This window comes from Blautia pseudococcoides (genome assembly GCF_001689125.2).
GTDB lineage: Bacteria > Bacillota > Clostridia > Lachnospirales > Lachnospiraceae > Blautia > Blautia pseudococcoides.
Genome location: NZ_CP015405.2, coordinates 625,041 through 649,416 on the forward strand (window position 1 = coordinate 625,041; position 24,376 = coordinate 649,416).

Sequence of the window (24,376 nt, forward strand, 5' to 3'; positions counted from 1 at the left end):
GAGTGACACCATGATAAAAATGTTTCATTACATGAAAGAGCGCTGGTACTATATTGTGCTGATCATTGCTCTTTTATTCCTGCAGGCCAATTGTGACCTGGCTCTGCCGGATTACACATCAAAAATCGTCAACATAGGAATCCAGCAGAAGGGGATCGAGGATGGAGTTCCGGAAAAGATCCGGAAAGAGTCCATGGAAAAACTGTTTCTGTTTATGGAAGAAAAAGATGTGGAGGCTGTAAAGGATGCCTACACATTAAAAGATGATATTTATCAATTAAAGGAAATGCATACAGACAAGAGAGAAAAGCTGAACAGCATTTTCGGCATGCCTATGATGGCTGTGGAGGGACTGGAAGAAGGCGGAGACCAGGTGGAGCAGATCAAAGAAAAGATGCAGCTTCCCAAGGACGCGGATCTGTTCCAGGTATTTTCACAGATGCCAAAAGAGCAGCTTCTGGAAATGATGGATGCCATGACCTCAAATATGAAAGATATGCCGGAATCCATTGTGACACAGGCGGCTGTGCAGTATGTGCAGCAGGAGTACGAAGGACAGGGGATTGATGTGGACCAGATGCAGATCCGCTATATTCTGATGTCCGGTCTTAAAATGCTGGGGCTGGCATTTGTCATCATGCTGGCAGCCATAACCGTTACATTTTTATCGGCAAAGGTAGCGGCGATTCTGGGACGGAATCTGAGAAACGGCGTGTACCGGAAGGTTATATCCTTTTCCGGTGAGGAGCTGAATCATTTTTCCACAGCGTCCCTGATCACCAGAAGTACCAATGATATCCAGCAGGTACAGCAGGTATTTGCCATGATTTTCAGGATTGTGCTCTATGCGCCTATTCTGGGTATCGGCGGTGTCTTAAAGGTTCTGCAGACTGACGCCTCCATGACCTGGATCCTGGGTGTGGCTGTTGTGGCAATACTGATCCTGGTGGGACTACTCTTTAAAATTGCAATGCCCAAGTTCACCAAACTGCAGTATATGATTGATGAATTGAATCTGGTATCCAGGGAGATACTGACCGGTATTCCGGTTATCCGGGCGTTCAGCCGCGAGAAACACGAGGAGGCGCGTTTTGAGGATGCCAATGACAGACTGACAAAGACCAACCTGTTTGTCAACCGCTGTATGACATTTATGATGCCGGCAATGATGCTGATCATGAATGGTATCACCATTTTGATCGTCTATAACGGAGCCCATGCAGTGGATAACGGAACCATGCAGGTTGGAAATATGATGGCATTTATGCAGTATGCCATGCAGATCATCATGTCATTTTTGATGATCACCATGATGTCCATTATGCTGCCAAGGGCAAGCGTTGCGGCAAAACGTATCAACGAAGTTATGAATACGGAGATTTCCATTCTGGACGGTGAGGCCGGCGCGCTGCCGGACAAAGGATCCAAAGGAGAAGTACGCTTTGAACATGTGAGATTTTCCTATCCGGGGGCTGATGAGGAGACACTTACAGATATTGATTTCTCAGCACATAAAGGTGAGACCGTGGCATTTATCGGAAGTACCGGAAGCGGAAAAAGTACCCTGGTGAACCTGATCCCTAGATTTTTTGATGTGTCATCAGGACGGATCCTGGTAGACGGAGTGGATATCCGGGATATGAAGCTCACTGATCTTAGAGACCGTATTGGTTATGTCCCGCAGAAGGGTGTGCTTTTCTCCGGAACCATTGATTCCAATATCCGTTACGGAAAAGAGGATGCAACGGACGCAGAGGTTCAGCGTGCAGCTGAAGTAGCCCAGGCTTGGGATTTCATCCGGGAGAAGGAAGAGAAGATGGAATCTGAAATATCCCAGGGAGGCACCAACGTATCCGGTGGTCAGAAACAGCGCCTCTCCATTGCCAGAGCCATTGCGAAACGCCCGGAGATCTATATCTTTGATGACAGTTTTTCTGCCCTTGACTACAAGACAGATGTGGTGCTCCGCCGTGCGCTGAAAAAAGAGACCAAGGATGCCACAACTCTGATAGTCGCACAGCGTATCAGCACAATTTTACATGCAGACCGTATTCTCGTTCTGGATGAAGGACGCGTGGTCGGTCAGGGAACCCATAAAGAGCTTTTGAAATCCTGTGAGGTATATCGTCAGATTGCCATGTCACAGCTGTCGGAGGAGGAATTGGCTAATGAGTAATATTGCGAGAAGACCGAGAGGGCCGATGGGTGGTCACGGAAAAGGAATGCCGGGGGAGAAGGCAAAAGATTTTAAGGGAGCCATGAAACGCCTGGTGAAATACATGGAACGGTATAAGTTCCGTTTGATGCTGATGATCCTGTTTGCTGTGGGAGGCACGGTATTTAATATTGTGGGACCTAAGATTTTAGGCAAGGCCACCACAGAGCTGTTTAACGGACTGGTATCCAAGATAAACGGCGGCAGTGGGATCAATTTTGACAAGATTGTTCAGATCCTTTTGGGATGCCTCTGCCTGTACCTGGTCAGCGCCCTGCTGTCCTTTATTCAGGGATTTATCATGACCGGGATATCCAATGATGTGACGTACAGCCTGAGAAAAGATATTTCCCAGAAGATCAACAGAATTCCCATGAAATATTTTGAGAGCAGAACCCACGGTGAGATCCTTTCACGTATCACCAATGATGTAGATACTCTGCAGATGGGAATCAACCAGAGTGTGACCCAGCTCATTACCTCCTGCACCACGTTGATCGGTGTGCTTGTGATGATGCTGAGTATCAATGTATGGATGACACTGGCGGCCCTGCTGATCCTGCCTATATCCATGGCGATCATCAGTAAAGTCATGAAACATTCCCAGAAGTATTTCCAGGCACAGCAGAAATATCTGGGTGAAGTAAACGGGCAGGTGGAGGAAATCTACAGCGGACACAACGTGGTAAAGGCCTTCAACAAGGAAGAGTCCGTGATCGGTGAATTTGAAAAGACAAACGAAAAGCTGTACAGCTCTGCATGGCGTTCCCAGTTTTTCTCCGGCATGATGATGCCCATCATGCAGTTTGTGGGAAATCTGGGATATGTGATGGTCGCCCTTCTGGGTGGATTTATGGTAATTAAGAGCAAGATTGAAGTGGGGGATGTGCAGGCGTTTTTCCAGTATATCAGAAACTTTACGCAGCCTATCCAGCAGATCGCCCAGGTGACAAATATGCTGCAGTCTTCAGCCGCTGCATCTGAGAGGGTGTTTGAATTTCTGGATGTTGAGGAGGAAGTGCAGACTGTGGAAAATCCCGCAGATGTAAGCCATATTGACGGCAATGTGGAAATCTGCCATACTTCTTTCGGCTATGATCCGGATAAGATCATTATCCACGATTTCTCTGCTTCCGTAAAAGCAGGGCAGAAAGTGGCAATTGTAGGACCGACGGGTGCCGGCAAGACTACCATGATCAAGCTGCTGATGCGGTTCTATGATGTGAATACGGGAGAAATCCTCATTGACGGTCATAATATTAAAGACTTTAACAGAAGTGAGCTGCGGGAATTGTTCGGTATGGTACTGCAGGATACCTGGCTGTTCCACGGGACCATTATGGAAAATATCCGCTATGGACGGCTGGATGCCACAGACGAAGAGGTGATCGCAGCGGCGAAAGCAGCACACGCACATCATTTCATTATGTCACAGCCGGGCGGTTACCAGATGGTGCTGAATGAGGAGACAAACAATATTTCCCAGGGACAAAAACAGCTTCTGACCATTGCCAGGGCGATTCTGGCGGATAACAGGATCCTGATCCTGGATGAGGCTACCTCCTCTGTGGATACCAGAACAGAAGAACGGATTCAGAAGGCCATGGATAACCTGATGAAGGGCAGGACCAGCTTTGTGATTGCCCATCGTCTTTCTACGATCCGGGATGCGGATTTGATTCTGGTCATGAAAGACGGAGATATCATTGAACAGGGTACCCATGAAGCCTTGCTTGAGGCAGGCGGGTTTTATGCGAATCTGTATAACAGCCAATTTGAGAGGGCAGAGGCAATGTAAACTTGCCCAAAGCAATATACAAACACACCTAAGAAAAACACAGGACAAAGGTCAAAACGCCGGACCTTTGTCCTTTTTTGTGGATTTAACCCTTCTGCCGGATAGTTCCAAAGAGGAAGATAAGACAGGCAATGCCCCGGTACTGCCGCTTATGTCTCCTGAGTGTGTATGGCAAAGGAGATGGAAACGGTGTTTTTTTGATTTGCATTTTAAAGTGTTACAGTTTAAAGTGATAAATAAAATAACCATAAAGTTATTGACAAAGCAAGGGCAGGGGAGTATTATGAGGGATATCAAAGTGAGATTGAGGTTTTATTATGTCAGCAGAAATGAACGTATGGACAAAAGCATATTATTTTGGCTTTCTGGGTTATTTTTATAACGCAGGTTCTTTTTGCTACGGTAAAACATCTGTTTCATAAAGTCTTTTAGAGTATAAAAGATAGTGAAAGCTGACCGGTGTTTGCGCGTAGCAGACATCGGTTTTTTAGGTTTAAAATTAATTATATGGAGGATCAGGAATATGATCATTGTATTGAAAAAAGGCGCGGATGGCAGAAAGGTGGAGGAACTGAAAAAGAGTCTGATCGAGAGAGGCCTGAAGCTTCATTTGTCCGAAGGACTGGATACCACGCTGATCGGCTTGATCGGAGATACCACAGAGCTGCAGGAAGACCAGTTTGAGGCTCTGGAAGTAGTGGAGTCTGTCAAGAGGATCAAGGAGCCGTACAAGAAGGCAAACAGAAGCATGCATCCTGCAGATACGGTGATTGACGTGTGCGGAAGGAAAATCGGAGGCGGGAATTTTCAGGTGATCGCAGGCCCCTGTTCTGTGGAGACAAGAGAACAGATGATTGAAGTGGCGGAGGATGTGAAAAGGTCCGGCGCAGGGCTTTTAAGAGGAGGGGCATTCAAGCCCAGAACATCCCCGTACTCTTTCCAGGGACTGGGAGATGAAGGGCTGAAGCTGCTGTTGGAGGCTAAGAAGCAGACTGGGCTTCCCATTGTCACTGAGATCATGCGTCTGGGACATTTGGATTTATTTGAGGATGTGGATGTCATTCAGGTAGGTACCAGAAATATGCAGAACTTTGAGCTGTTAAAGGAACTGGGAAAACTGAAAAAAACCATTCTTCTCAAACGCGGCATGGCTAACACTCTGGACGAACTGCTTATGAGTGCGGAATACATAATGGCAGGCGGCAATGAGAACGTGATTCTCTGTGAGCGGGGAATCCGTACCTTCGAGACTTCCATGCGAAACACACTGGATATCTCCGCAATTCCCATGCTGAAGAAAAAGACACATCTGCCTGTCATAATCGACCCAAGCCATGCGGCAGGGATCCGTTTCATGGTAGAGCCTCTTACTATGGCGGCCATCGCAGCGGGAGCTGACGGAGTGATGATCGAAGTGCACAATAATCCGGAAAAAGCACTGTGTGATGGAATGCAGTCTTTGACACCAGCCATGTTTGACGATATAATGCAGAAAGTGAAGAAGACAACAGAATTTTTTGGAAAGGTAATGTAATTGCATGAAATCATTAGTTATAGCAGAAAAACCATCCGTTGCCCGGGATATAGCCAGGGTACTGGGATGCGGCAAAAAATTAAATGGCGCCATGGAGGGCGGCAGATATATTGTGACCTGGGCTTTGGGCCATCTGGTCACCTTAGATGACCCGGAAGGCTATGACAAAAAGTACAGAGAGTGGAAAATGGAGCACCTCCCTATGATCCCAAAGAAAATGGAGCTTGTGGTGATCAAACAGACGGCCAAACAGTACAATGCCGTCAAAACACAGCTCTACAGAAACGATGTGGGAGAGATCATCATTGCCACCGACGCCGGACGGGAGGGAGAACTGGTAGCCAGATGGATCCTGGAAAAAGCAAACTGCCGGAAACCCATCAAGCGTCTGTGGATATCCTCTGTCACTGACAAGGCGATCCGGGACGGATTTGCCCACTTAAAAGACGGAAGAGACTACAATAACCTTTATGCAGCCGCCGTCTCCCGCGCAGAGGCTGACTGGCTGGTAGGAATCAATGCCACAAGAGCTCTTACCTGTAAATACAATGCCCAGCTCTCCTGCGGCCGTGTCCAGACACCAACCCTTGCCATGATAGCAAAACGCGAAGAGGAGATCAGAAACTTCAGACCTGTTGATTTCTATGGTATGACGGTTCTCTCCGGAGGCATTCAGTTTACCTGGCAGGATAAAAAGAGCGGTTCCTGCCGTTCCTTCCAGCAGGAGAAGATGGAAACCCTGTTAAAAGAGGTAAGAGCAGGCTTCCTGACCATAGAATCCATTGACAAAACTGCAAAAAAGACCTTTTCACCGGGCCTTTACGATTTGACAGAACTCCAGAGAGATGCCAACAAAAAATTTGGTTTCTCCGCAAAAGAGACACTGAACATTATGCAGCGCCTTTACGAAAACCATAAAGTCCTCACATATCCCAGGACAGACTCCCGCTATATAGGAAGCGACGTGGTGGGAACCCTGAAAGAAAGACTGAATGCCTGTGCAGTAGGCCCCTACCGCAAACTGGCGGGCAGCCTCTCCATGAAGCCCATAAAAGCCGGCAAATCCTTTGTGGACGATAAAAAGGTAAGCGATCATCACGCTATCATCCCCACAGAACAATTTGTTCAGCTGGACCATATGACAAACGAAGAACGCAAAATATACGATCTGGTCGTACGCCGTTTCTTAAGCGTTCTCATGCCGCCTTTTGAATACGAGCAGACAACAGTAAAAGCCCAGGCAGCAGGAGAAATCTTCCTGGCAAAAGGAAAAATAGTAAAAAGTCCCGGCTGGAAAGAAGCCTACGACAGCGGCTGGTCCGACGACGATGATGAGGAAGAATACGGCACAAACCAGGAACCAACCTTAAAAGACCAGACCCTGCCAACCGTGAAAAAAGGTGACACCTTCCCTGCCTCCAAAGCAGAGCTGACCACAGGGAAAACAAAACCTCCGGCTCATTTTAACGAGGCAACCCTGCTTTCCGCCATGGAAAATCCCATAAAATTCATGGAGAGCCATGATGCAAAAGCAGCCAAAACACTGGGGGAGACTGGGGGGCTTGGCACAGTAGCCACCCGTGCAGACATCATAGACAAACTTTTCAACACCTTCCTGATGGAGAAACGCGGCAAAGACATCTACATCACCTCCAAAGCCAAGCAGCTTCTGGAGCTGGTACCGGAGGACCTGAGAAAACCGGAGCTGACCGCAGACTGGGAGATGAAACTCTCCAAGATCGCAGACGGAAGACTTAAAAAAGAAGCCTTCCTCTCAGACATCAAAGACTACACCCAGGACATCATCCGGGAGATCAGAACCGGAGACGGCACCTTCCGCCACGACAACCTGACCAACACAAAATGTCCTGTCTGCGGCAAACGCATGCTCTCCGTAAACGGCAAAAACAGCAAACTCCTGGTCTGCCAGGACCGTGAGTGCGGTCACCGGGAAACCATCTCCCGCACCAGCAACGCCCGCTGCCCCAAATGCCACAAACGCATGGAGCTTTATGTCAAAGGCAAGGAAGAGACCTTCATCTGCCCCTGCGGCTACAAAGAAAAACTCTCCTCCTTCCAGGCCCGCCGGGAAAAAGAGGGTGCCGGCGTCTCCAAAAAAGACGTCCAGAAATACCTATCCAAACAAAAAAAAGAAGCCGCCGAACCCCTAAACAATGCCTTCGCCGACGCCTTCGCAAAACTAAAACTATAATCATCACCAATAAAATCCTGCCAGGGGCTTTTCACAACACAACAAACTTGAAAACCCCCGGCAGCTATAAAATCATACAAAATTCACAACAAGTCTTTATCTTTTCTAATTATGACTTTTAATCAACAACCTTCGGTATTACCGCCATCACAACCATCCGCCCGCAACAGTCAGATACACCCCCATAATCCCCCATCCCCATCCTACTCCTGCACATGCTCCAATCCCTGACTAAGTATAGTCTCCACATGCGCATCCGCCAAAGAATAATAAACCGTCTTCCCCTCCCGCCGAAACTTCACCAGCTTAATCTGCTTCAATACCCTAAGCTGATGCGAGATCGCACTCTGCGTCATATTCAGCACCGACGCAATATCACACACACACAATTCCCCGGCTGACAAAGCATACAAAATCCGAATTCTGGTAGGATCTCCAAAAACTTTAAACAAATCCGCCAGCCCATACAGCGTATTATCATCCGGTATTACCTTTTTTTGTATGTGTTCATGTTTATGCACACAATCACACACATCTACCGTTTCATCCATTTTCATAAACAAATCATTCCTTTCATTCCTTTAGTTTATAGGAAAAAAACCTTTTCTGCAAGTATATCCAATGCAAAAACACGGTCATGTCTGATAAATTTATAGAATGTTTAGAAAAATTTTTCTTGTTACCGGCCTTTTCTTATGGTAAAATATCGTTATGCTAAAGCGATGAAGATAAAAGAACAAGGGGGAATCTAAAATGGGATTTAATATGAAAGTAACACCTGAAATCGAAGCCCTTACAAAGATTTGCGAGGATCACAGCAAGATGGACGTGTCCCTCTATGCGAAGTATGATGTAAAGCGAGGCCTGCGTGATATCAATGGAAAGGGCGTTCTTGCCGGACTGACCCAGATATCCAACATAGTCTCTTATAAAGAAGAGGATGGAAAATCAGTTCCCTGCGACGGAGAACTGTACTACAGAGGAATCAACGTTGAAGAATTGACCAAAGGCTTTCTACAGGAAAAGCGTTTTGGATTTGAAGAAGCTACATACCTGCTGTTATTCGGAACACTGCCATCACAGCAGCAGTTGGACGATTTCTGCAAGATACTCGGTGACCAGAGATGCCTGCCACGGAATTTTGTCCGTGATGTTATTATGAAGGCTCCCAGCAGGGACATGATGAATACTCTCTCAAGAAGTGTTCTCACCTTATATTCCTACGATACGAACCCGGAGGACATATCACTTCCCAATGTACTCCGTCAATGCATCAATCTTATCAGTATTTTTCCGATGCTGTCCGTTTACGGATATCAGGCGCACCGCCATTATAACCAGAATAAGAGTTTATATATCCATCATCCGAAAAAAGAACTGTCCACAGCAGAGAACATTCTTTTAATGCTGCGGCCGGATAAGAAATATACGCCCTTTGAAGCTGCCATTCTGGATTTGGCGCTGGTACTGCATATGGAACACGGTGGTGGTAACAACTCTACCTTTACCACACATGTGGTTTCTTCCTCAGGAACAGATACTTACTCTGCCATTGCGGCAGCTCTCGGTTCCTTAAAAGGACCCAAACACGGCGGAGCCAACATAAAGGTTGTCCGTATGTTTGACGATATGAAGAAGCATGTAAAAGACTGGAAGGATGAGGGAGAAGTGTCCGATTACCTCAGAAAACTGCTGCATAAGGAAGCCTTTGATAAGAGAGGCCTGATCTATGGTATGGGGCATGCGGTATATTCCATTTCGGATCCCCGTGCGCAGATCTTTAAAAAGTTTGTAAAACAGCTTGCAGAAGAAAAAGGAAGGCAGAAAGACTATCAGCTTTATGAGATGGTAGAGCGTCTGGCTCCTCAGATCATCGGACAGGAACGCCATATTTACAAAGGTGTCAGTGCCAATGTGGACTTCTACAGCGGATTCGTTTACAGTATGCTGGAGCTTCCCCTTGAATTATATACACCGATGTTTGCCATTGCCAGAATTGTGGGATGGAGCGCACACCGTATGGAAGAGTTGATCAACACAGACAAGATTATCCGTCCGGCCTACAAAAATGTGCTGGAGACACAGCAGTATACAACTCTCACAGAAAGATAATTAAAAAGAATTGACAAACACCAGGGAAAACTGTTACCATCACGGTATACCACAGCACATTAAAATGCGGAAGCCGTGATGGAGATACGATTTTCAGGGAACGCGGCAGGGGATAGAAGCCATGCCGCGTTTTATTGTGCATACAGATAGGAGAGAATTAGAAATGTTTCGCACTTTTTTTCCGGATGAATATCTGGACTCCACATATGTTATAGATTTTGAAAAGTTATATGCACAGGGATACAGGGGCCTGATCTTTGATATTGACAATACCCTGGTGCCTCACGGGGCCCCTGCAGATGAGCGGGCAAAAGACCTGTTTAAAAGACTTCAAAAAATTGGATTTCAGTGCTGCCTACTGTCAAATAACCAGTATGAACGGGTTTCTTCCTTTAATAAGGATGTGCAGGTGCATTTTATCGAGGATGCCCATAAGCCTTCCAGGAAAAATTACAGAAGGGCCATGGAGCTTATGGGGACAAATTTGAAGACCACCGTATTTATTGGGGATCAGCTTTTCACAGATGTGTACGGTGCCAAAAGAACCGGCATGCACAATATTTTAGTGAAACCAATTCATCCAAAAGAGGAAATTCAAATTGTTTTAAAACGGAAATTGGAAAAAATTGTTCTTTATTTTTACAGGAAAGACCAAAGAAAGCGAAAAAACAGTTGAAAAATCGGATGAGGTATTATACAATGGAGTACAGTGGAAAAAGAGATGCTTTTCCAATGGAAGAATTTAAGGAGGAATATTCATTATGATATCAGCAGGAGATTTTAAAAATGGTCTCACTCTGGAAGTTGATGGCAATGTAGTACAGATTATGGAATTCCAGCACGTAAAACCTGGAAAGGGTGCTGCTTTCGTTAGAACAAAATTAAAAAATGTTATCAACGGCGGAGTTGTGGAGAAGACATTCAGACCTACTGAAAAATTCCCGCAGGCACGTATTGACCGTGTGGACATGCAGTATTTATATAATGATGGTGATTTATATTACTTTATGAACAATGAGACATATGATCAGATTGCCATTGACAATCAGACAGTAGGTGATGCTCTGAAGTTTGTAAAAGAAAATGAAACGGTAAAGATTTGTTCCTATAACGGAAATGTGTTTGCGATCGAAGCACCATTATTCGTTGAACTGGATATCATTGATACAGAACCCGGATTCAAAGGCGATACAGCTCAGGGTGCTACAAAGCCGGCTACGGTTGAGACCGGCGCGGTTGTATATGTACCGTTATTCGTTGATCAGGGCGATAAGATCAAAATTGATACAAGAACAGGGGAATACCTGTCCAGAGTATAAGTAAAACTGGTAAAATAAAGGCCTGGAAAGCTAAATTTCCGGGCCTTTGCTGGTTTATCCGGCCTCCTGATCATAGAAGCTGCCTTCATGAAGGCCGTGCTGCCGTCATCGAGATGTGGAGAAAAAATGATATTCTTCCCCCTGCGCCCAAAAGTCATCCAGATGGTTTTCCCTAAGAAAAGACAGCTTTTGGTCGTATTGTTTCATCTGCAGCTTCCGTCTTTGCTGCTGTCTGCGGAGACGGCGAAGGAAGTTTCGATGAAATTCATCCAGGGGAAACAACCAATCATCCAGTTCTCTATCAACTTTTATGGTATCTCTCTGCTTCCAGGTATTATAAGCCTGTACCGCTTTATTGGAAGCCGCATATGACAAGCCGAAACGGAAGTGGATATCATCTGCATTTTTACAGCCATAATGGCGGATAGCAACCCGGGGAGCCAGTATATTACTGGCAAAGCAGTCAGCGGTGTCCTCATTTTCCGGATCTTCACCTGTGTGCTGAAAGACACAGTGAGCCAGTTCGTGCATGAGGGAGAAGCGTATACGGCCCTGGACTGCTTTTTCGTTATAGGCTATAATGCGGTTCCTCTGGTCACAGAATGCGTCATTAGAGGCTGAGATACAGAGGGCATAAATCTCCGTGTTCAATTCTTTTAATCTTGAATATGTAATGGTTCTGAATTCATAATGCTTCAGGATGTCAACGCAGGGAATGGGGAACTCCTTAATGCCGCATTCTCTGTAGACTTCCAGAATCATTTCTGCTATATAAACATAATCCAAAATAAACCGCTCCTAAATTACTCATCTATTTCGGACAAAAGCTGTATCAGGCGAAGTTTCTGTTCGTTTGACATTTTCTTTCCGTTTCTGGCTATGAGAAGTTCCACGTCGTCGTAAGTTGGAGCGGGTTTCTCAGGTTCTCTGTGCACATCGTCAAAGTCATCCAGTGTAAGTCCAAGAACCCGTGCAATGGCTTTGAGGGTTTCCAGCTTTGGATCCCTTGTAACTCCGCTTAATATTTTGTCAAGTGTTCCTTTGGGAACACCGGATTTCTCGGAAAGCTCTGTAGTAGTCATTCCTAATTTCTTTTTATATTCCTCGATTTTTTCAAGACCCATTTCTGTATCCTCCTGTTAATCAGAGTTTACAGCCGTCAACGGAAAAAATCAAGAAAAAACAGTTGGCTATAGTAATTAACGGTGATAATATAAAAAATAAATAACCGTTGGCGGAAAAGATGATAGATACAAACATATGTTCGATAAAAATATTATACCCCAAAGAAGAAGCAATGTCAATAAGAACTGATAAACCATCCAGTGATCATAATTTTAGTGTGGAATCTTTTTCCTGTCTGCACATCGAGGGAAGAAAGCGGAGTGGTTTGACTGATGAAATGGGGTATATGGCATAATAGGCAGGACCGGTACAGATCACTGCCCGGACAGGGGACAAGGGGGGATAAAATAGGAGGGCCGGGTACGCAATGACCCGGCAGTATGAAAAAGAAAAGATATATGAAAAAGGTTCTTGGCCTTTGTTAGTTATAACTATAAAGGAGAAATGTGAAGAAACTGTGGTGAAAAATTAAAAGAAGTGTGAAAGAAATGAAAAGAATTATGATAGCGCAAAGATACAGTATAAAGTTAAAAAGGAATAGGAGAGATGACCGTTTTGGAATATTTAAAAAATATAGGTGTTGAGGAGAAAAATATGGGGATTAAAGTAAATGACCTGCCAAATTACATAGAGCACCCTGTATGGGACAGTCGTACGGGACGATGGCTGATCATAAAATCTGTAGTATATGAGCAGGAAACGGCAAAGGTATATGCCACAGACGGAAGCTGCCGGGAAGTGCCTGTCGGCATGGGAGAGACCTGGCTTTGGAGAACCGAGGGACAGTAACTGTCCCTGGTCCTTGGGGCTTATAGATACTGGAGCATAAAAAATAGCAAAATTGGCTTGAAAAAGCCAATCATTTCCTGTATAATGATATTTACATTTTCACAAATGATATAGCAATCCTATATCATTTATCTTCTCTGCACGTTCGTGCGGTTTTTCCAATTGCAGAAAACAGAATATTTTTGGACTGTCAAAGGGAAAAGTCTGTCCATTTGCAGTCCTTAAATAGAAAGGACAGTATTGACCACTGTCTGTTACACCTACACGGCAAAAAGCCTGCAGGCAGCAAAATGAAGAAAGAGAGGTTTACAGATGGACTACAACACATTCAAACAGGAGATACTCGCCAGCCTGAAAAAAAAGGCAGGGGAAAAGATGGTCACGCTCCACAGAATCGAGAAAAATAACGGAAAGATTCTGGATGCTGTCACCATTATGGAGAGCGGCACACACATTGCGCCTACCATATATCTGGCAGATTTTTATGAATTTTTCAGCCATGGCATGTCTCTGGAGGAGGTGACACTCAAAATCCTGGCGCTTAACACGGAAAGGCAGGTGGAGGAAACAGAATTTCAGAATGCCGGATTTGAGGACTACAAAAGAGCCCGGAGCCATATCTGCTACAAACTGATCAACTTTGATATGAACAGGAAGCTTTTGAAAAATGTACCCTACATTCCATATCTGGACCTGGCAATTGTGTTTTACTACAGGCTTGAAGAAGAGGTTTTAAACGGGGCGAATTTTCTGGTTCATAACTGCAATCTGGAGTCCTGGGGGATTACACTGCAGGACATATATGAGGATGCACATAAAAATACAAGCCGCAGACTGCCTTTTACGCTTCAGGGAATGGAAGCGCTGATCCGGGAGATGACAGGGGAAGAAGAACTTCTATCCTTTGGCTTTCAAAAAAGAGAGCAGATGTATATCCTTACCAATGAAGAAAAATATTTTGGCGCTGCAGCTCTGCTTTATCCTCATGTTCTTTCTCACATCAGCAGGCTTCTGCACTGCAATTTCTATGTTCTGCCAAGCAGCATTCACGAATGTATTCTTGTGCCCGATTCCGGGCAGTTTTCCAAAAAAGAATTGGAGACAATGGTCAGAGAGGTCAATGAGACCCAGGTGGAGGACGAGGAAGTCCTCTCCCAAAATGTTTATTATTATGACAGTAAAAAGGGAGCATTAATCCTGTAAAAGTGGGGGATAACCGCCGAAAACTGCAGGTTTTCGGCGGTGTATGCCCAAATTTCTGTGTAAGGCTTTACAATTTCATAAATATGTGGTAATATACTAGGGATGTCATTTCTAGGAAGACATGTGCACTCGTAGCTCAGGGGATAGAGCAGTGGTTTCCGGTACCACGTGTCGGGGGTTCGAATCCCTCCGGGTGTGTTTGGTGCTTTGGGGAAAAGCATTGGAATAAGGGAATGAAGGGTAACAGTCTTGAAGGAGGACAAGGATGTTAGACAATTTCAGAGAATGGCTTTCAGACAATCTGAGGTATATTCTTCTGGGTCTGGCTATTTTGGTCGTTCTGGTGGTTCTGTTTTTCGGTATTAGGGCCCTGACGGGCGGTTCTTCAGAGAAAGAGAAGAAGCCGGATGCACAGACAGAGCAGCAGAAAGGGTCTGACGATACCAAGAAATCGAAAGATTCTGATGCAAAAGCACAGGACGAAAAAAAAGAGGATGAAAACTCTTTGGAGAAAAATGCATACCCTGAAGTAAATTCTTTGATTGATGCATTTTATACAGCCTGGGGTGAGAAGAATGTTGACCGTATGAAAGAACTTGCGGACAGTTTTGATGCCACAGACGAAGCAAAAGTATTAAATGCAGCTTATATTGAAAGTTACAGTAATATCAATGTATATACAAAAAAAGGACTTGCAGAGGACAGCTATGTAGTATTTGTTTCCTATGATTTGAAGTTTACGGATGTAGCCACACCGGCGCCGGGACTTGCACAGCTCTATGTGATCAAAAAGGATGACAAATATATTATCCATAATGACAAGAATGATACGGAAGTCAATGAATATATTGACAAGACCAATCAGGATGAGGATGTGAAAAAGCTGATCAGTGAGGTGGAGACCAATCTGAATAAAGCTATGGAATCAGATGCAGATTTGAAAGCATTTGAGGAGCAGCTGGGACAGGAAACCAGTTTGGCTTCCATGGCGGATAATGGTACTGAATTGACGACACAGGATGTCTGCAATATGCGTGCTGAAGCAGGGACAGACGGAGAGATACTCCAGGAACTGCAGGCAGGAGCAAAAGTAACAAAGATTGATAATGCAGAAGACAATTGGATCAAAGTGGAGTATAACGGACAGACCGGATATATTTACGGAGATTTATTACAGTAAATAATAGAAAGCCCCCTTTTGAAAATTCCTATTCACATGAATTAAAACTGCTGTACAGTGAAATGAATCGCTGTACAGCAGTTTTTGTATTTCTATCTTATAGCGCCGTATGCAATGCCGCCGTCAAGCGTGATTCCTTTGGCTGCTGCCAGTTCGCTGACAGTGACCATCTGGAAACCTTTGGCCTTTAGCGCTGGTACAATCATATCTACTGCGTCGGCAGTTGGACCGTGAATATCATGCATGAGAATCACATCCCCGTCCTGAGCTGCCATCACTGCGTCGTACGTGCTCTGTGCGTCTCTGGTCTTCCAGTCCAGCGTATCCACAGACCACAGAACCATGGGAAGACCCACATTTGCTTTGGTAGTGGAATTGTAAGCACCGTAGGGAGGACGCACCAGGGTGGCACCATGGCCAACGATGTCTGCTATATTGCTGTTAGTAGAATTCACCTCATCCTGTACACCTGAGGCGTCCAGGGAAGACAGACTTACGTGGTCATATGTGTGGTTGGCCAGTTCACAACCCATACGGTCCATCTTTTTGACTGCGTCAGGATAATTCGGAACATTTTTTCCCAGCATGAAGAACGTTGCTTTTGCCCCATTGGCCTGCAGGGTATCTAAAATCCGTTCCGTGTATTGTCCGGGACCGTCATCAAAAGTCAGGGCAACCATAGGGCCGGAGCCGGCAGCGGCAGTTTTTGCCGCTGCTTTGCTGTCCCAGACACCATTGTCCTTCAGGAAATAGGCTTTGCCGTCAACCGTGATCCATCCGGTAGCCATACTGCCGTCTTTGTTCAGATAGTACCAGTCTTTTCCTATCTGCAGCCAGCCCGTCTTTGCAGTACCGTCACTCTTCAGGTAATACCATTTTCCGTTGTCTTTCACCCAGCCTTTTCCTGCCAGTGTACCATCTTCGTTCAGATAGTATCTCTTGTCATCCACTGTCACCCAGCCGGTCTGAGGTTTGCCGTCCTCTCCCAGGTAATACTTCTTGCCGTCTTTTTCTTCCCAGGCGTTTGTGACCATCTTTCCGTCACTGTCCAGGAAGAAGCTGGTACCGTCAGAGGTGATCCATCCGATCATCATGGCGCCGTCCTCGTCACGGAAGTAATACCAGGCATCTTCGATTTCCTTCCAGCCGGTGCTGAGGGTTCCGCTGCTGTCAAGATAATAACGGTTGCCGTCACGTTCTGCCCATCCGGAGGCCATGGAACCGTCCTCCTGCAGATAATAGCTCTTGCCGTCCACGTCTATCCATCCGGTAGACATGGTTCCGTCATCCTTCAGATAATACCACTTTTCGTCATTTTTGACCCAGCCGGTCTTAGGAACTCCGTTTTCATCCAGAAAATACCAGGACTCTCCCTCAGTCTGTACCCATCCAGACGCAGGAGTGCCGTTTTCTTTCAGGTAATACCGCTTACCCTTATCGGTGACCCATCCGGTTTTTACATACCCTTCATCATCGAAATAATAACGGGTACCGTCAACCTCACGCCAGGTGCTCTTTATGACAACACCGTCGTGATAGACGAATTTCCTGCCGGAGTCATTATAGATCCAGTGGTCTTCCTTCAGGGCTTCCTTCTTGTTACTGTAGGTGTCCATGCTGGTCTTTACCGCAGTAAAAATATACTTGGGTACAAAAATCAGCACGGCTCCCAAAATGCAGGTTAGCAGAAGGATGCCCGCGGTTTTCTTTTTGTTTTTCATTACATTAACCCCTTTGTATTTGATATGTCCGGCTGTCATGAAACCGGGCACATTCATAAGTACACGTTCTCATTATACTATCGCAGTGGAAGGGTTGGCAAGGCGCAAACCGAAAAAATGTCGAAATAACTGCTTAAGATATCTTAAAGGCAGGTAAAGCGGGCGCTTTACTTGCGGACAGAACTTGTGATATACTCTTTATCATAAATATATAAAGGAACTAAAAATATGCGTCTGAATAAATATATGAGTGATGCCGGCATCTGTTCCAGGCGGGAAGCAGACCGTCTGGTACAGGAGGGAAAAATCCTGGTGGACGGGAAAACTGCTGTTCTCGGGATGCAGATTGAAGAGGGGCAGGAAATTCTGGTGAATGGAAAAGCGGTTCAACGTGAAGAAAAAAAAGTGCTGCTGCTCTTTCACAAGCCAAGGGGCATCGAGTGTACAGCCGATCCAAGAATAAAAAATAACGTGATCTCTTATATAGATTACCCAATTCGGATATATTATATAGGCAGGCTGGATAAAGATTCTGAAGGCTTACTGCTTCTGACAAACCAGGGTGAATTGGTGAATAAAATGATGCGGGCCGGAAACTGCCATGAGAAAGAGTATCTGGTGACTGTGGATAAACCTGTGACAGAAGATTTTATTAAAAAAATGTCAAACGGTGTTCCTGTTTTAGGAACTGTGACGAGAAAATGCCGGGTAGAAAAGACAGGTGAGAAAACGTTCCGCATTATACTGACGCAGGGGCTGAACCGCCAGATCCGGCGAATGTGTGAATATCTGGGATACAGAGTAAAACGGCTGAAACGGATCCGCGTCATGAATCTGGAGCTGGGAGACCTGCCGGTTGGACAGTACCGGGAGGCTGAGGAAAAGGAACTGGAGAATTTGAAAAGTCTCATTCAGGATTCTTCGGAGACAACTGTCATAAGGAAAAAGGAACGGAGGAAAAGGTAACATGGATAAGACAGCGAGGATGAAAGAGCTGATTCCTCTTTTGAATGAAGCGGCAAAGGCGTATTATCAGGAAGACAGAGAGATCATGAGCAATTTTGAATACGATAAACGCTATGATGAACTGGTGGAACTGGAGCGGGAGACAGGGATAACCCTCACCGGAAGTCCAACGGTATCAGTGGGATACGAGGCTATGGATGAACTGCAGAAGGAATCGCATGAAAGCCCCATGCTCTCTTTGGACAAGACAAAGGACGTGGAATCCCTGCGGGAGTTTATCGGAGCGCAGAAGGTGCTGCTGTCCTGGAAACTGGACGGGCTGACCATTGTACTCACTTATCGGGACGGCAGGCTTTCCAATGCGGTTACCAGGGGAAATGGTGTAGTGGGAGAAGTGATCACCAACAATGCCAAAGTGTTTAAAAATATTCCTCTGCAGATTGCCCACAAAGGCGAGCTGATCCTGCGCGGAGAAGCCATTATCACTTATTCTGATTTTGAAAAGATCAACGAACAGATTGAGGATGTGGATGCCCGGTACAAAAATCCGAGAAACCTATGCAGCGGATCTGTGCGTCAGTTGAACAATGAGATCACAGCGAAGAGAAATGTACAGTTTTACGCATTTTCACTGGTCCGTGCAGAAGGTGTGGATTTTGAAAATTCTACCCGGAAGCAGTTTGAATGGCTGGCCGCGCAGGGATTTGATGTAGTGGAGTACAGGATGGTGACCGCAGATACCCTGGATGATGCTATCGCATATTTTTCTGATAAAATTGTCCGCAATGATTTTCCGTCGGACGGTCTGGTGGCTCTTTATGATGATATTGCTTACGGCGATTCTCTGGGCAGCACTGCAAAATTTCCGAGAAATGCCTTTGCATTTAAGTGGAAGGATGAAATCCGGGAGACTACCCTGAAAGAGATAGAGTGGAGTCCTTCAAGGACCGGCTTGATCAATCCGGTGGCAATCTTTGAGCCTGTGGAACTGGAAGGAACCACTGTGAGCAGGGCCAGTGTACACAATATCAGTATCCTGAAGGATTTGGAGCTGGGGATAGGGGACAAGATTCAGGTTTATAAGGCAAATATGATCATTCCCCAGATCGCAGAGAATCTGACAAGAAGCGGAGACCTTGAGATTCCTCACGTCTGTCCTGTGTGCGGGGAGGAAGCCAGAGTGCTGAAGACCAATGATGTGGAATCTCTGTACTGCATGAATGCGGAGTGTCAGGCAAAAAAAATAAAATCTTTTACCCTGTTTGTCAGCAGGGATGCCATGAATATTGACGGGCTTTCCGAGGCTACGCTGGAAAAATTTATCCTAAAAGGATTTATAAAAGATCTTGGAGATATATTTGAAATTGAAAAATATAAAGATGAGATTGTTTCCATGGAGGGGTTTGGCCAGAAGTCATATGACAATCTGATCGCCAGTATTGAAAAAGCTTCCCACACCACACTTCCGAGATTGATATACAGCCTGGGAATCTCCAATGTAGGCATTGCCAATGCGAAAGTTATCTGTAAGGAGTTTCAGTATGACCTGGATAAGATCACACATGCAACACCGGAGGAAATCAGCAGCATTGAGGGCATCGGCCCGGTCATTGCAGGAACATTTACGGAATATTTTGCAGATGAGGAGAATATAGCAAAGCTGGAGCACTTGCTGTCCCATCTGACCTTTGAGGAGATGAAAACAGAGAGCGCACAAAGCCTGGAAGGAAAACAATTTGTTATCACAGGAAGTGTGGAACATTTTGAAAACAGGGCACAGCTCAAAGAATATATTGAAGAGAGGGGCGGTAAAGTTACGGGAAGCGTGACCTCAAAGACAGATTATCTGATCAACAATGATACCACATCCTCCTCCTCAAAGAATAAGAAGGCTAAGGATTTGGGAATCCCCATTCTGTCAGAGGATGATTTCCTGAAGCTCGCAGGGGAAGAGTGATAGAAAGAAGGTAGGAAATGCAGTCTGAGGAGATGAAAAAGAAAGGGCTGAAAGGTGTTAAGACCATTATTTTTGGCAGAACCCTGATCGTGGTCTTTGCCTTTTTGATTCAGTTCGCACTGGTTATCGCCAGTTTTATCTGGCTGAGAGATTACAGTTTTTATGTTTATGCCGGATTTGTGGTTCTGGGTGTGCTTGTACTTCTGCATCTTTTCAACAGCAGGGGAAACCCTGATTTTAAGCTGGTCTGGATGATTCCGGTGACAGTAGTTCCTGTATTTGGGGCTTTGCTCTATCTCTATATCAACAGCCAGCCGGGAACCAGGATGATTTACCAGAGGCTTCAGCACCTGGGAAAATTCACAAAACAGTTTGTGACCCAGAAAGAAAAGGTGAAAAAGGATCTGGAGCGGAAGAACCCTCAAATGGGGCATTTGGCTTCCTATTTGATGGAGTACGGTACCTGTCCAGTCTATGAGCACACTCTTGTGACTTATTTTCCGCTGGGCGATGAGCAGTTCCCAGCCATGCTGAGAGAATTGGAGAAGGCGGAAACTTTTATCTTCATGGAGTATTTTATCCTGGAAGAGGGATATATGTGGAACACTGTGCTGGAGATTTTGAAAAAGAAAGTCATAGAAGGTGTGGAAGTCAGAGTCATGTACGACGGCATGTGCGTGCTGGCGCTGCTGCCCTCATTTTATCCGAGAATACTGGAGAAAGAGGGGATACAGTGTAAGATGTTTGCGCCGATCAAACCATTTTTCTCACCGCATTACAATAACAGGGATCACAGGAAGATCCTTGTGATCGACGGTAAAACAGCCTTTACCGGCGGGACTAATCTGGCGGATGAGTATATTAATAAGAAGGAACGTTTCGGCCACTGGAAGGACACGGCAGTCATGCTGAAGGGCGAGGCAGTGGAACGCTTTACCTTCATGTTTCTGGAAATGTGGGGCGTGTCAGAGCGTAGGGACCTGGAGTATGAGCCATACCGGACCCCCGCCAATCTGCAGATACCCAATGACGGATATGTCATCCCTTATGATGTGATGCCATACGGTTATGAGCGGACTGGAAAACAGGTATATCTGGATATATTGAATACGGCACAGAACTATGTACATATCATGACACCGTACCTGATCCTGGATCATGAGATGATCCTGGCTCTGACCTATGCCGCAAAACGTGGTGTGGAAGTCTGCATCATCATGCCTCATATTCCGGATAAAAAAACTGCCTTTGCCCTTGCGAAGACCTACTACAATGAGCTTTTGGAGGCCGGTGTGGAAATCTATGAATACACGCCCGGATTTGTCCACGCCAAAGTTTTTACTTCGGATGACGAGAAGGCTGTTGTGGGTACTGTGAATATGGATTACAGAAGCTTTTATCATCATTTTGAGGATGGAGTTCTCTTCTATCGAAACTCCCAGATTCCCTATGTGGAGCGGGACTTTCAGAATACGAAAAAGAAATGTGTGAAGATTTCAGTGGCAGACTATAAACGCCTGGGACTTTTCACCAGGATCATGGGAAAAGTACTGCGTATTTTTGCACCCCTGATGTAAAGAAAAAATAATAAGGAAAGAAGGAAGAAAAATGCCCATTAAAATACAAAGCGCCTTGCCGGTCAAGGAAATATTGGAAAAAGAGAATATATTCGTCATGGATGAGGGACGTGCAGTCCATCAGGATATCCGCCCTATCCGAATCCTGATTTTAAATCTGATGCCGCTCAAAGAGGAGACAGAACTGCAGCTTCTGCGTTCTTTGTCCAATACGCCTCTGCAGGTGGATGTGTCCTTTATGATGGTTGCAACCCATGAATCAAAGAATACAGCCACCAGTCATCTGAATAAATTTTATGAGACCTTTGACCGGGTAAAGGCTCATAAGTTTGACGGAATGATCATTACAGGCGCACCGGTGGAACAGATGGAGTTCGAGGAAGTGGACTACTGGGAAGAGTTAAAAGAAATCATGGAGTGGACGAAAACCAATGTCACTTCCACGATCTATCTGTGCTGGGCTGCCCAGGCAGGACTTTATTATCATTATGGGCTGGAGAAGAAAAAGATGGACCACAAGGTGTTCGGTCTTTTCAGCCATAAAGTGAAAAACCGTAAGGTGCCGCTTGTGCGAGGATTTGATGATGAATTTTTAGCTCCCCATTCCCGTCATACAGAAGTAACGGCGGAGGATATCCACGCCTGTGAGGCACTGACTGTGCTGGCTGAATCGGAGGAAGCCGGGGTATTCCTCTGCATGGCAATGGATGGGCGCCAGATCTTTGTTATGGGGCATCCGGAATATGACCGGGTAACTTTGGATGGGGAATATAAGAGGGATAAAGGGAAAGGGATGGATATAAAGCTTCCGAAGAATTATTATCCTGAGAATGATCCGGATAATAAGCCTCTTTTGCTGTGGAGAGCACATGCGAATAATTTGTATACGAATTGGTTGAATTATTATGTGTATCAGATCACGCCTTATGATTTGGAGGGAACGCCGTTCTAAGGCGCATTTTAAACGGTCTGTGGCCTTTGACGTGATTTAAGTTAATGGCATAAAGTGGCATATTTTAGCCTCATTTGGTGCCAAATTGGTGTCAAACTTCAATTTGATTGGTGTCAGAAAATGAAGAAGAGGAAAGGCACGATATATAAAAATTAAATATTGGATATGTGAATAAGCTCATAACCAGTTGTGGTTGTGGGCTTATTTTAATGTCTTAATATGTCAGATGAAGGGGGCAGAAGCAAAAGGAAAAACTCATACGAATATCTAAGGATTAGAATATTTAAAAGAGGAGAGAGTTATATATGCCAAAGAAGAATAAAAGCGCAGCAAGAAAAAAAATTTAAAGAATATGTAACCATTGCCGACAAAGGAGTTTTAGATACAAGAAAATCAGGTGTTGAGTTGATCGCTGATGATGAGGTATTTGTGTTAGTAAAAGATACCTATAATTATTGAGTTTAAATCATGGGAGATTGATAAATAATCTAAGGGGTTATTTTTATATACATAATACAAACAGAAAGCGTTCGGATTCACAACCGACGCATTTTACCTTGACAGCATATACAGATGAAGGAAAAATGTACAAAAGGGAAGATTTCTTGATAAACTTGTTGCAAAACATTTTTTGGAACAACCCGGAGGCTGTAAAAGAGTATGGCATATTGATAGAGATAGGAATAATTGTTTTTACAGAAATCTAATGTGGGTAAATTATAAGGAATATATGGATTTGGATAGAGGAATAGTTTAAATAGATGAGATGGAAAGACATCAGGAATTTGTTCCATATATCACATTGAAGAGTAATGTAGCGTACCCAATATGGCATGGCATTTATTGCAGATGTTATCGAATGCAGAGCAAATCATATGAAGGTGCAACTATGTGCGATTTATGGCTAAATGACAAAGAGCTTTTTGTAGAATGGTACAATGCTTCATATTATGAATGTAACGGTGATTCTATGGCAGTTGACAAAGACTTACTGGTTCCGGGGAATAAAGAATATGCTCCTGATAAATGCTGCATTCTTCCTCAAACAATAAATACCATGCTATCAAATTGTAAGAAACATAGACTGTCATATTATAAAAAATCGAAAATGGAATTACCACTTGGTGTTAGACATAGCCAGGGTATGGGCATGTATTATGGTGAAATAAAGCCGTTTGGATATGATGAAGTTGTCCGCTTATTATATTGGAAGAATTCGGAAGATGCATTCAGTGAATACAAAAAGCATAAACAGGCAGACATTTTAATAATGGCAGATAAATATAAAAGTAAAATCCCGAAATATATTTATGATGCATTGGTCAGATATGAAGTTCAGCCATATAACGAAAATTAATAAGAGGCATATCAGGTATCGTGAGAATACTTGGTATGCCTTATTTTTACATTTTTTGTTGAGAATGACTTTACAAAACAGCCAGTGGGCTACTTATTGTAATCAAGCCCTTTAAATATGGTGTTGTAATCGGTGTGCAGGATTTCAGCTAAAGCGATCAATTCACTGATCCTGATATTGTATGTACCGGATTCCATTTGAGAGTAGATGCTCCGGGAAATAGAAAAGTTTCGTAGCTGAAGCTGTGCGACAATTTGTTCCTGTGTCATATTTGCTTCATTTCTTAATTTTCTAAGGTTATCACCTATAGAGATATCATCGCTTTGCTTTAACTTTTGAGCCATATAATCCGTACCTTT

Annotated in this window: 21 protein-coding genes and 1 tRNA gene; 17 read left to right on the top strand and 5 right to left on the bottom strand. The window is 44.7% G+C overall.

What is annotated here, in order from left to right:
* Nucleotides 1-10: 10 nt before the first annotated feature.
* The 4 genes from A4V09_RS02905 (at nt 11) to A4V09_RS02925 (ending at nt 7,759) form a co-directional block, all read left to right on the top strand.
* The gene (locus A4V09_RS02905) at nt 11-2,176 is read left to right on the top strand and encodes an ABC transporter ATP-binding protein (RefSeq protein ID WP_065541016.1); all 2,166 of its coding nucleotides are present in this window, start codon (nt 11-13) and stop codon (nt 2,174-2,176) included.
* Entirely contained in the window at nt 2,169-4,013 is a 1,845-nt protein-coding gene (locus A4V09_RS02910; RefSeq protein WP_065541017.1) for an ABC transporter ATP-binding protein, read from the top strand. The genes A4V09_RS02905 and A4V09_RS02910 overlap by 8 nt, the downstream gene beginning before the upstream one ends.
* A 523-nt stretch (nt 4,014-4,536) precedes the next feature.
* Nucleotides 4,537-5,547, top strand: coding sequence for a 3-deoxy-7-phosphoheptulonate synthase (gene aroF / locus A4V09_RS02920; protein ID WP_065541019.1), 1,011 nt, complete (start codon nt 4,537-4,539; stop codon nt 5,545-5,547).
* A gap of 4 nt (nt 5,548-5,551) precedes the next feature.
* Nucleotides 5,552-7,759 carry a DNA topoisomerase III gene (locus A4V09_RS02925; protein WP_065541020.1) on the top strand — a complete coding sequence of 736 codons (2,208 nt, stop codon included), beginning with the start codon at nt 5,552-5,554 and terminating at the stop codon, nt 7,757-7,759.
* A 203-nt stretch (nt 7,760-7,962) separates the two neighbouring features.
* Here A4V09_RS02925 and A4V09_RS02930 read toward each other — a convergent pair whose 3' ends face one another.
* Nucleotides 7,963-8,316 carry an ArsR/SmtB family transcription factor gene (locus tag A4V09_RS02930; RefSeq protein WP_065541021.1) on the bottom strand — a complete coding sequence of 118 codons (354 nt, stop codon included), beginning with the start codon at nt 8,314-8,316 and terminating at the stop codon, nt 7,963-7,965.
* Between the two features lie 196 nt (nt 8,317-8,512).
* Between A4V09_RS02930 and A4V09_RS02935 the strand changes: the two genes are divergently transcribed.
* From A4V09_RS02935 to efp, 3 genes are all read left to right on the top strand, one after another.
* Nucleotides 8,513-9,871, top strand: coding sequence for a citrate/2-methylcitrate synthase (locus A4V09_RS02935; protein WP_065541022.1), 1,359 nt, complete (start codon nt 8,513-8,515; stop codon nt 9,869-9,871).
* 163 nt (nt 9,872-10,034) lie between these two features.
* Nucleotides 10,035-10,547, top strand: a complete 513-nt coding sequence (locus A4V09_RS02940) for a YqeG family HAD IIIA-type phosphatase (protein ID WP_065541023.1) — start codon at nt 10,035-10,037, stop codon at nt 10,545-10,547.
* An 85-nt stretch (nt 10,548-10,632) separates the two neighbouring features.
* Nucleotides 10,633-11,190 carry an elongation factor P gene (gene efp / locus A4V09_RS02945; RefSeq protein WP_065541024.1) on the top strand — a complete coding sequence of 186 codons (558 nt, stop codon included), beginning with the start codon at nt 10,633-10,635 and terminating at the stop codon, nt 11,188-11,190.
* A gap of 105 nt (nt 11,191-11,295) precedes the next feature.
* Here the strand turns inward: efp and A4V09_RS02950 are convergent, their stop codons facing one another.
* Nucleotides 11,296-11,976 carry an ImmA/IrrE family metallo-endopeptidase gene (locus A4V09_RS02950; RefSeq protein ID WP_065541025.1) on the bottom strand — a complete coding sequence of 227 codons (681 nt, stop codon included), beginning with the start codon at nt 11,974-11,976 and terminating at the stop codon, nt 11,296-11,298.
* Between the two features lie 17 nt (nt 11,977-11,993).
* Nucleotides 11,994-12,314, bottom strand: a complete 321-nt coding sequence (locus A4V09_RS02955; RefSeq protein WP_065541026.1) for a helix-turn-helix domain-containing protein — start codon at nt 12,312-12,314, stop codon at nt 11,994-11,996.
* A gap of 556 nt (nt 12,315-12,870) precedes the next feature.
* Here A4V09_RS02955 and A4V09_RS02960 point away from each other — a divergent pair.
* From A4V09_RS02960 to A4V09_RS02975, 4 genes are all read left to right on the top strand, one after another.
* Nucleotides 12,871-13,104, top strand: coding sequence for a hypothetical protein (locus A4V09_RS02960; protein WP_157123439.1), 234 nt, complete (start codon nt 12,871-12,873; stop codon nt 13,102-13,104).
* Nucleotides 13,105-13,416: 312 nt separating this feature from the next.
* Entirely contained in the window at nt 13,417-14,307 is an 891-nt protein-coding gene (locus A4V09_RS02965; RefSeq protein WP_065541028.1) for a DUF5688 family protein, read from the top strand.
* 125 nt (nt 14,308-14,432) lie between these two features.
* A tRNA-Arg gene (locus A4V09_RS02970) sits at nt 14,433-14,505 on the top strand.
* Between the two features lie 67 nt (nt 14,506-14,572).
* Complete coding sequence (locus A4V09_RS02975; RefSeq protein ID WP_065541029.1) at nt 14,573-15,487, top strand: SH3 domain-containing protein; 915 nt, start codon at nt 14,573-14,575, stop codon at nt 15,485-15,487.
* A 92-nt stretch (nt 15,488-15,579) separates the two neighbouring features.
* Here the strand turns inward: A4V09_RS02975 and A4V09_RS02980 are convergent, their stop codons facing one another.
* Nucleotides 15,580-17,208 carry a polysaccharide deacetylase family protein gene (locus A4V09_RS02980; RefSeq protein ID WP_162291099.1) on the bottom strand — a complete coding sequence of 543 codons (1,629 nt, stop codon included), beginning with the start codon at nt 17,206-17,208 and terminating at the stop codon, nt 15,580-15,582.
* Between the two features lie 228 nt (nt 17,209-17,436).
* Here A4V09_RS02980 and A4V09_RS02985 point away from each other — a divergent pair, with 228 nt between their 5' ends.
* The 6 genes from A4V09_RS02985 to A4V09_RS25110 all read left to right on the top strand — a co-directional run bounded on the left by A4V09_RS02985 (nt 17,437) and on the right by A4V09_RS25110 (nt 24,017).
* The gene (locus A4V09_RS02985; protein WP_065541031.1) at nt 17,437-18,174 is read left to right on the top strand and encodes a pseudouridine synthase; all 738 of its coding nucleotides are present in this window, start codon (nt 17,437-17,439) and stop codon (nt 18,172-18,174) included.
* A gap of 1 nt (nt 18,175) precedes the next feature.
* Nucleotides 18,176-20,131, top strand: a complete 1,956-nt coding sequence (gene ligA, locus A4V09_RS02990; protein WP_065541032.1) for an NAD-dependent DNA ligase LigA — start codon at nt 18,176-18,178, stop codon at nt 20,129-20,131.
* A 17-nt stretch (nt 20,132-20,148) separates the two neighbouring features.
* On the top strand, nt 20,149-21,708 hold the full coding sequence (gene cls / locus A4V09_RS02995) for a cardiolipin synthase (protein WP_330396503.1): 1,560 nt from the start codon (nt 20,149-20,151) through the stop codon (nt 21,706-21,708).
* A 31-nt stretch (nt 21,709-21,739) separates the two neighbouring features.
* Complete coding sequence (metA, locus tag A4V09_RS03000) at nt 21,740-22,660, top strand: homoserine O-acetyltransferase MetA (protein WP_065541033.1); 921 nt, start codon at nt 21,740-21,742, stop codon at nt 22,658-22,660.
* 219 nt (nt 22,661-22,879) lie between these two features.
* Nucleotides 22,880-23,119 carry a hypothetical protein gene (locus tag A4V09_RS25105; protein WP_065541034.1) on the top strand — a complete coding sequence of 80 codons (240 nt, stop codon included), beginning with the start codon at nt 22,880-22,882 and terminating at the stop codon, nt 23,117-23,119.
* A 430-nt stretch (nt 23,120-23,549) separates the two neighbouring features.
* Nucleotides 23,550-24,017, top strand: a complete 468-nt coding sequence (locus A4V09_RS25110; RefSeq protein ID WP_242963934.1) for a hypothetical protein — start codon at nt 23,550-23,552, stop codon at nt 24,015-24,017.
* Nucleotides 24,018-24,106: 89 nt separating this feature from the next.
* Here the strand turns inward: A4V09_RS25110 and A4V09_RS03010 are convergent, their stop codons facing one another.
* Nucleotides 24,107-24,361 (bottom strand): helix-turn-helix domain-containing protein, encoded by a 255-nt coding sequence (locus tag A4V09_RS03010; RefSeq protein WP_065541036.1) that lies wholly within the window; start codon nt 24,359-24,361, stop codon nt 24,107-24,109.
* Between the last annotated feature and the right edge of the window lie 15 nt (nt 24,362-24,376).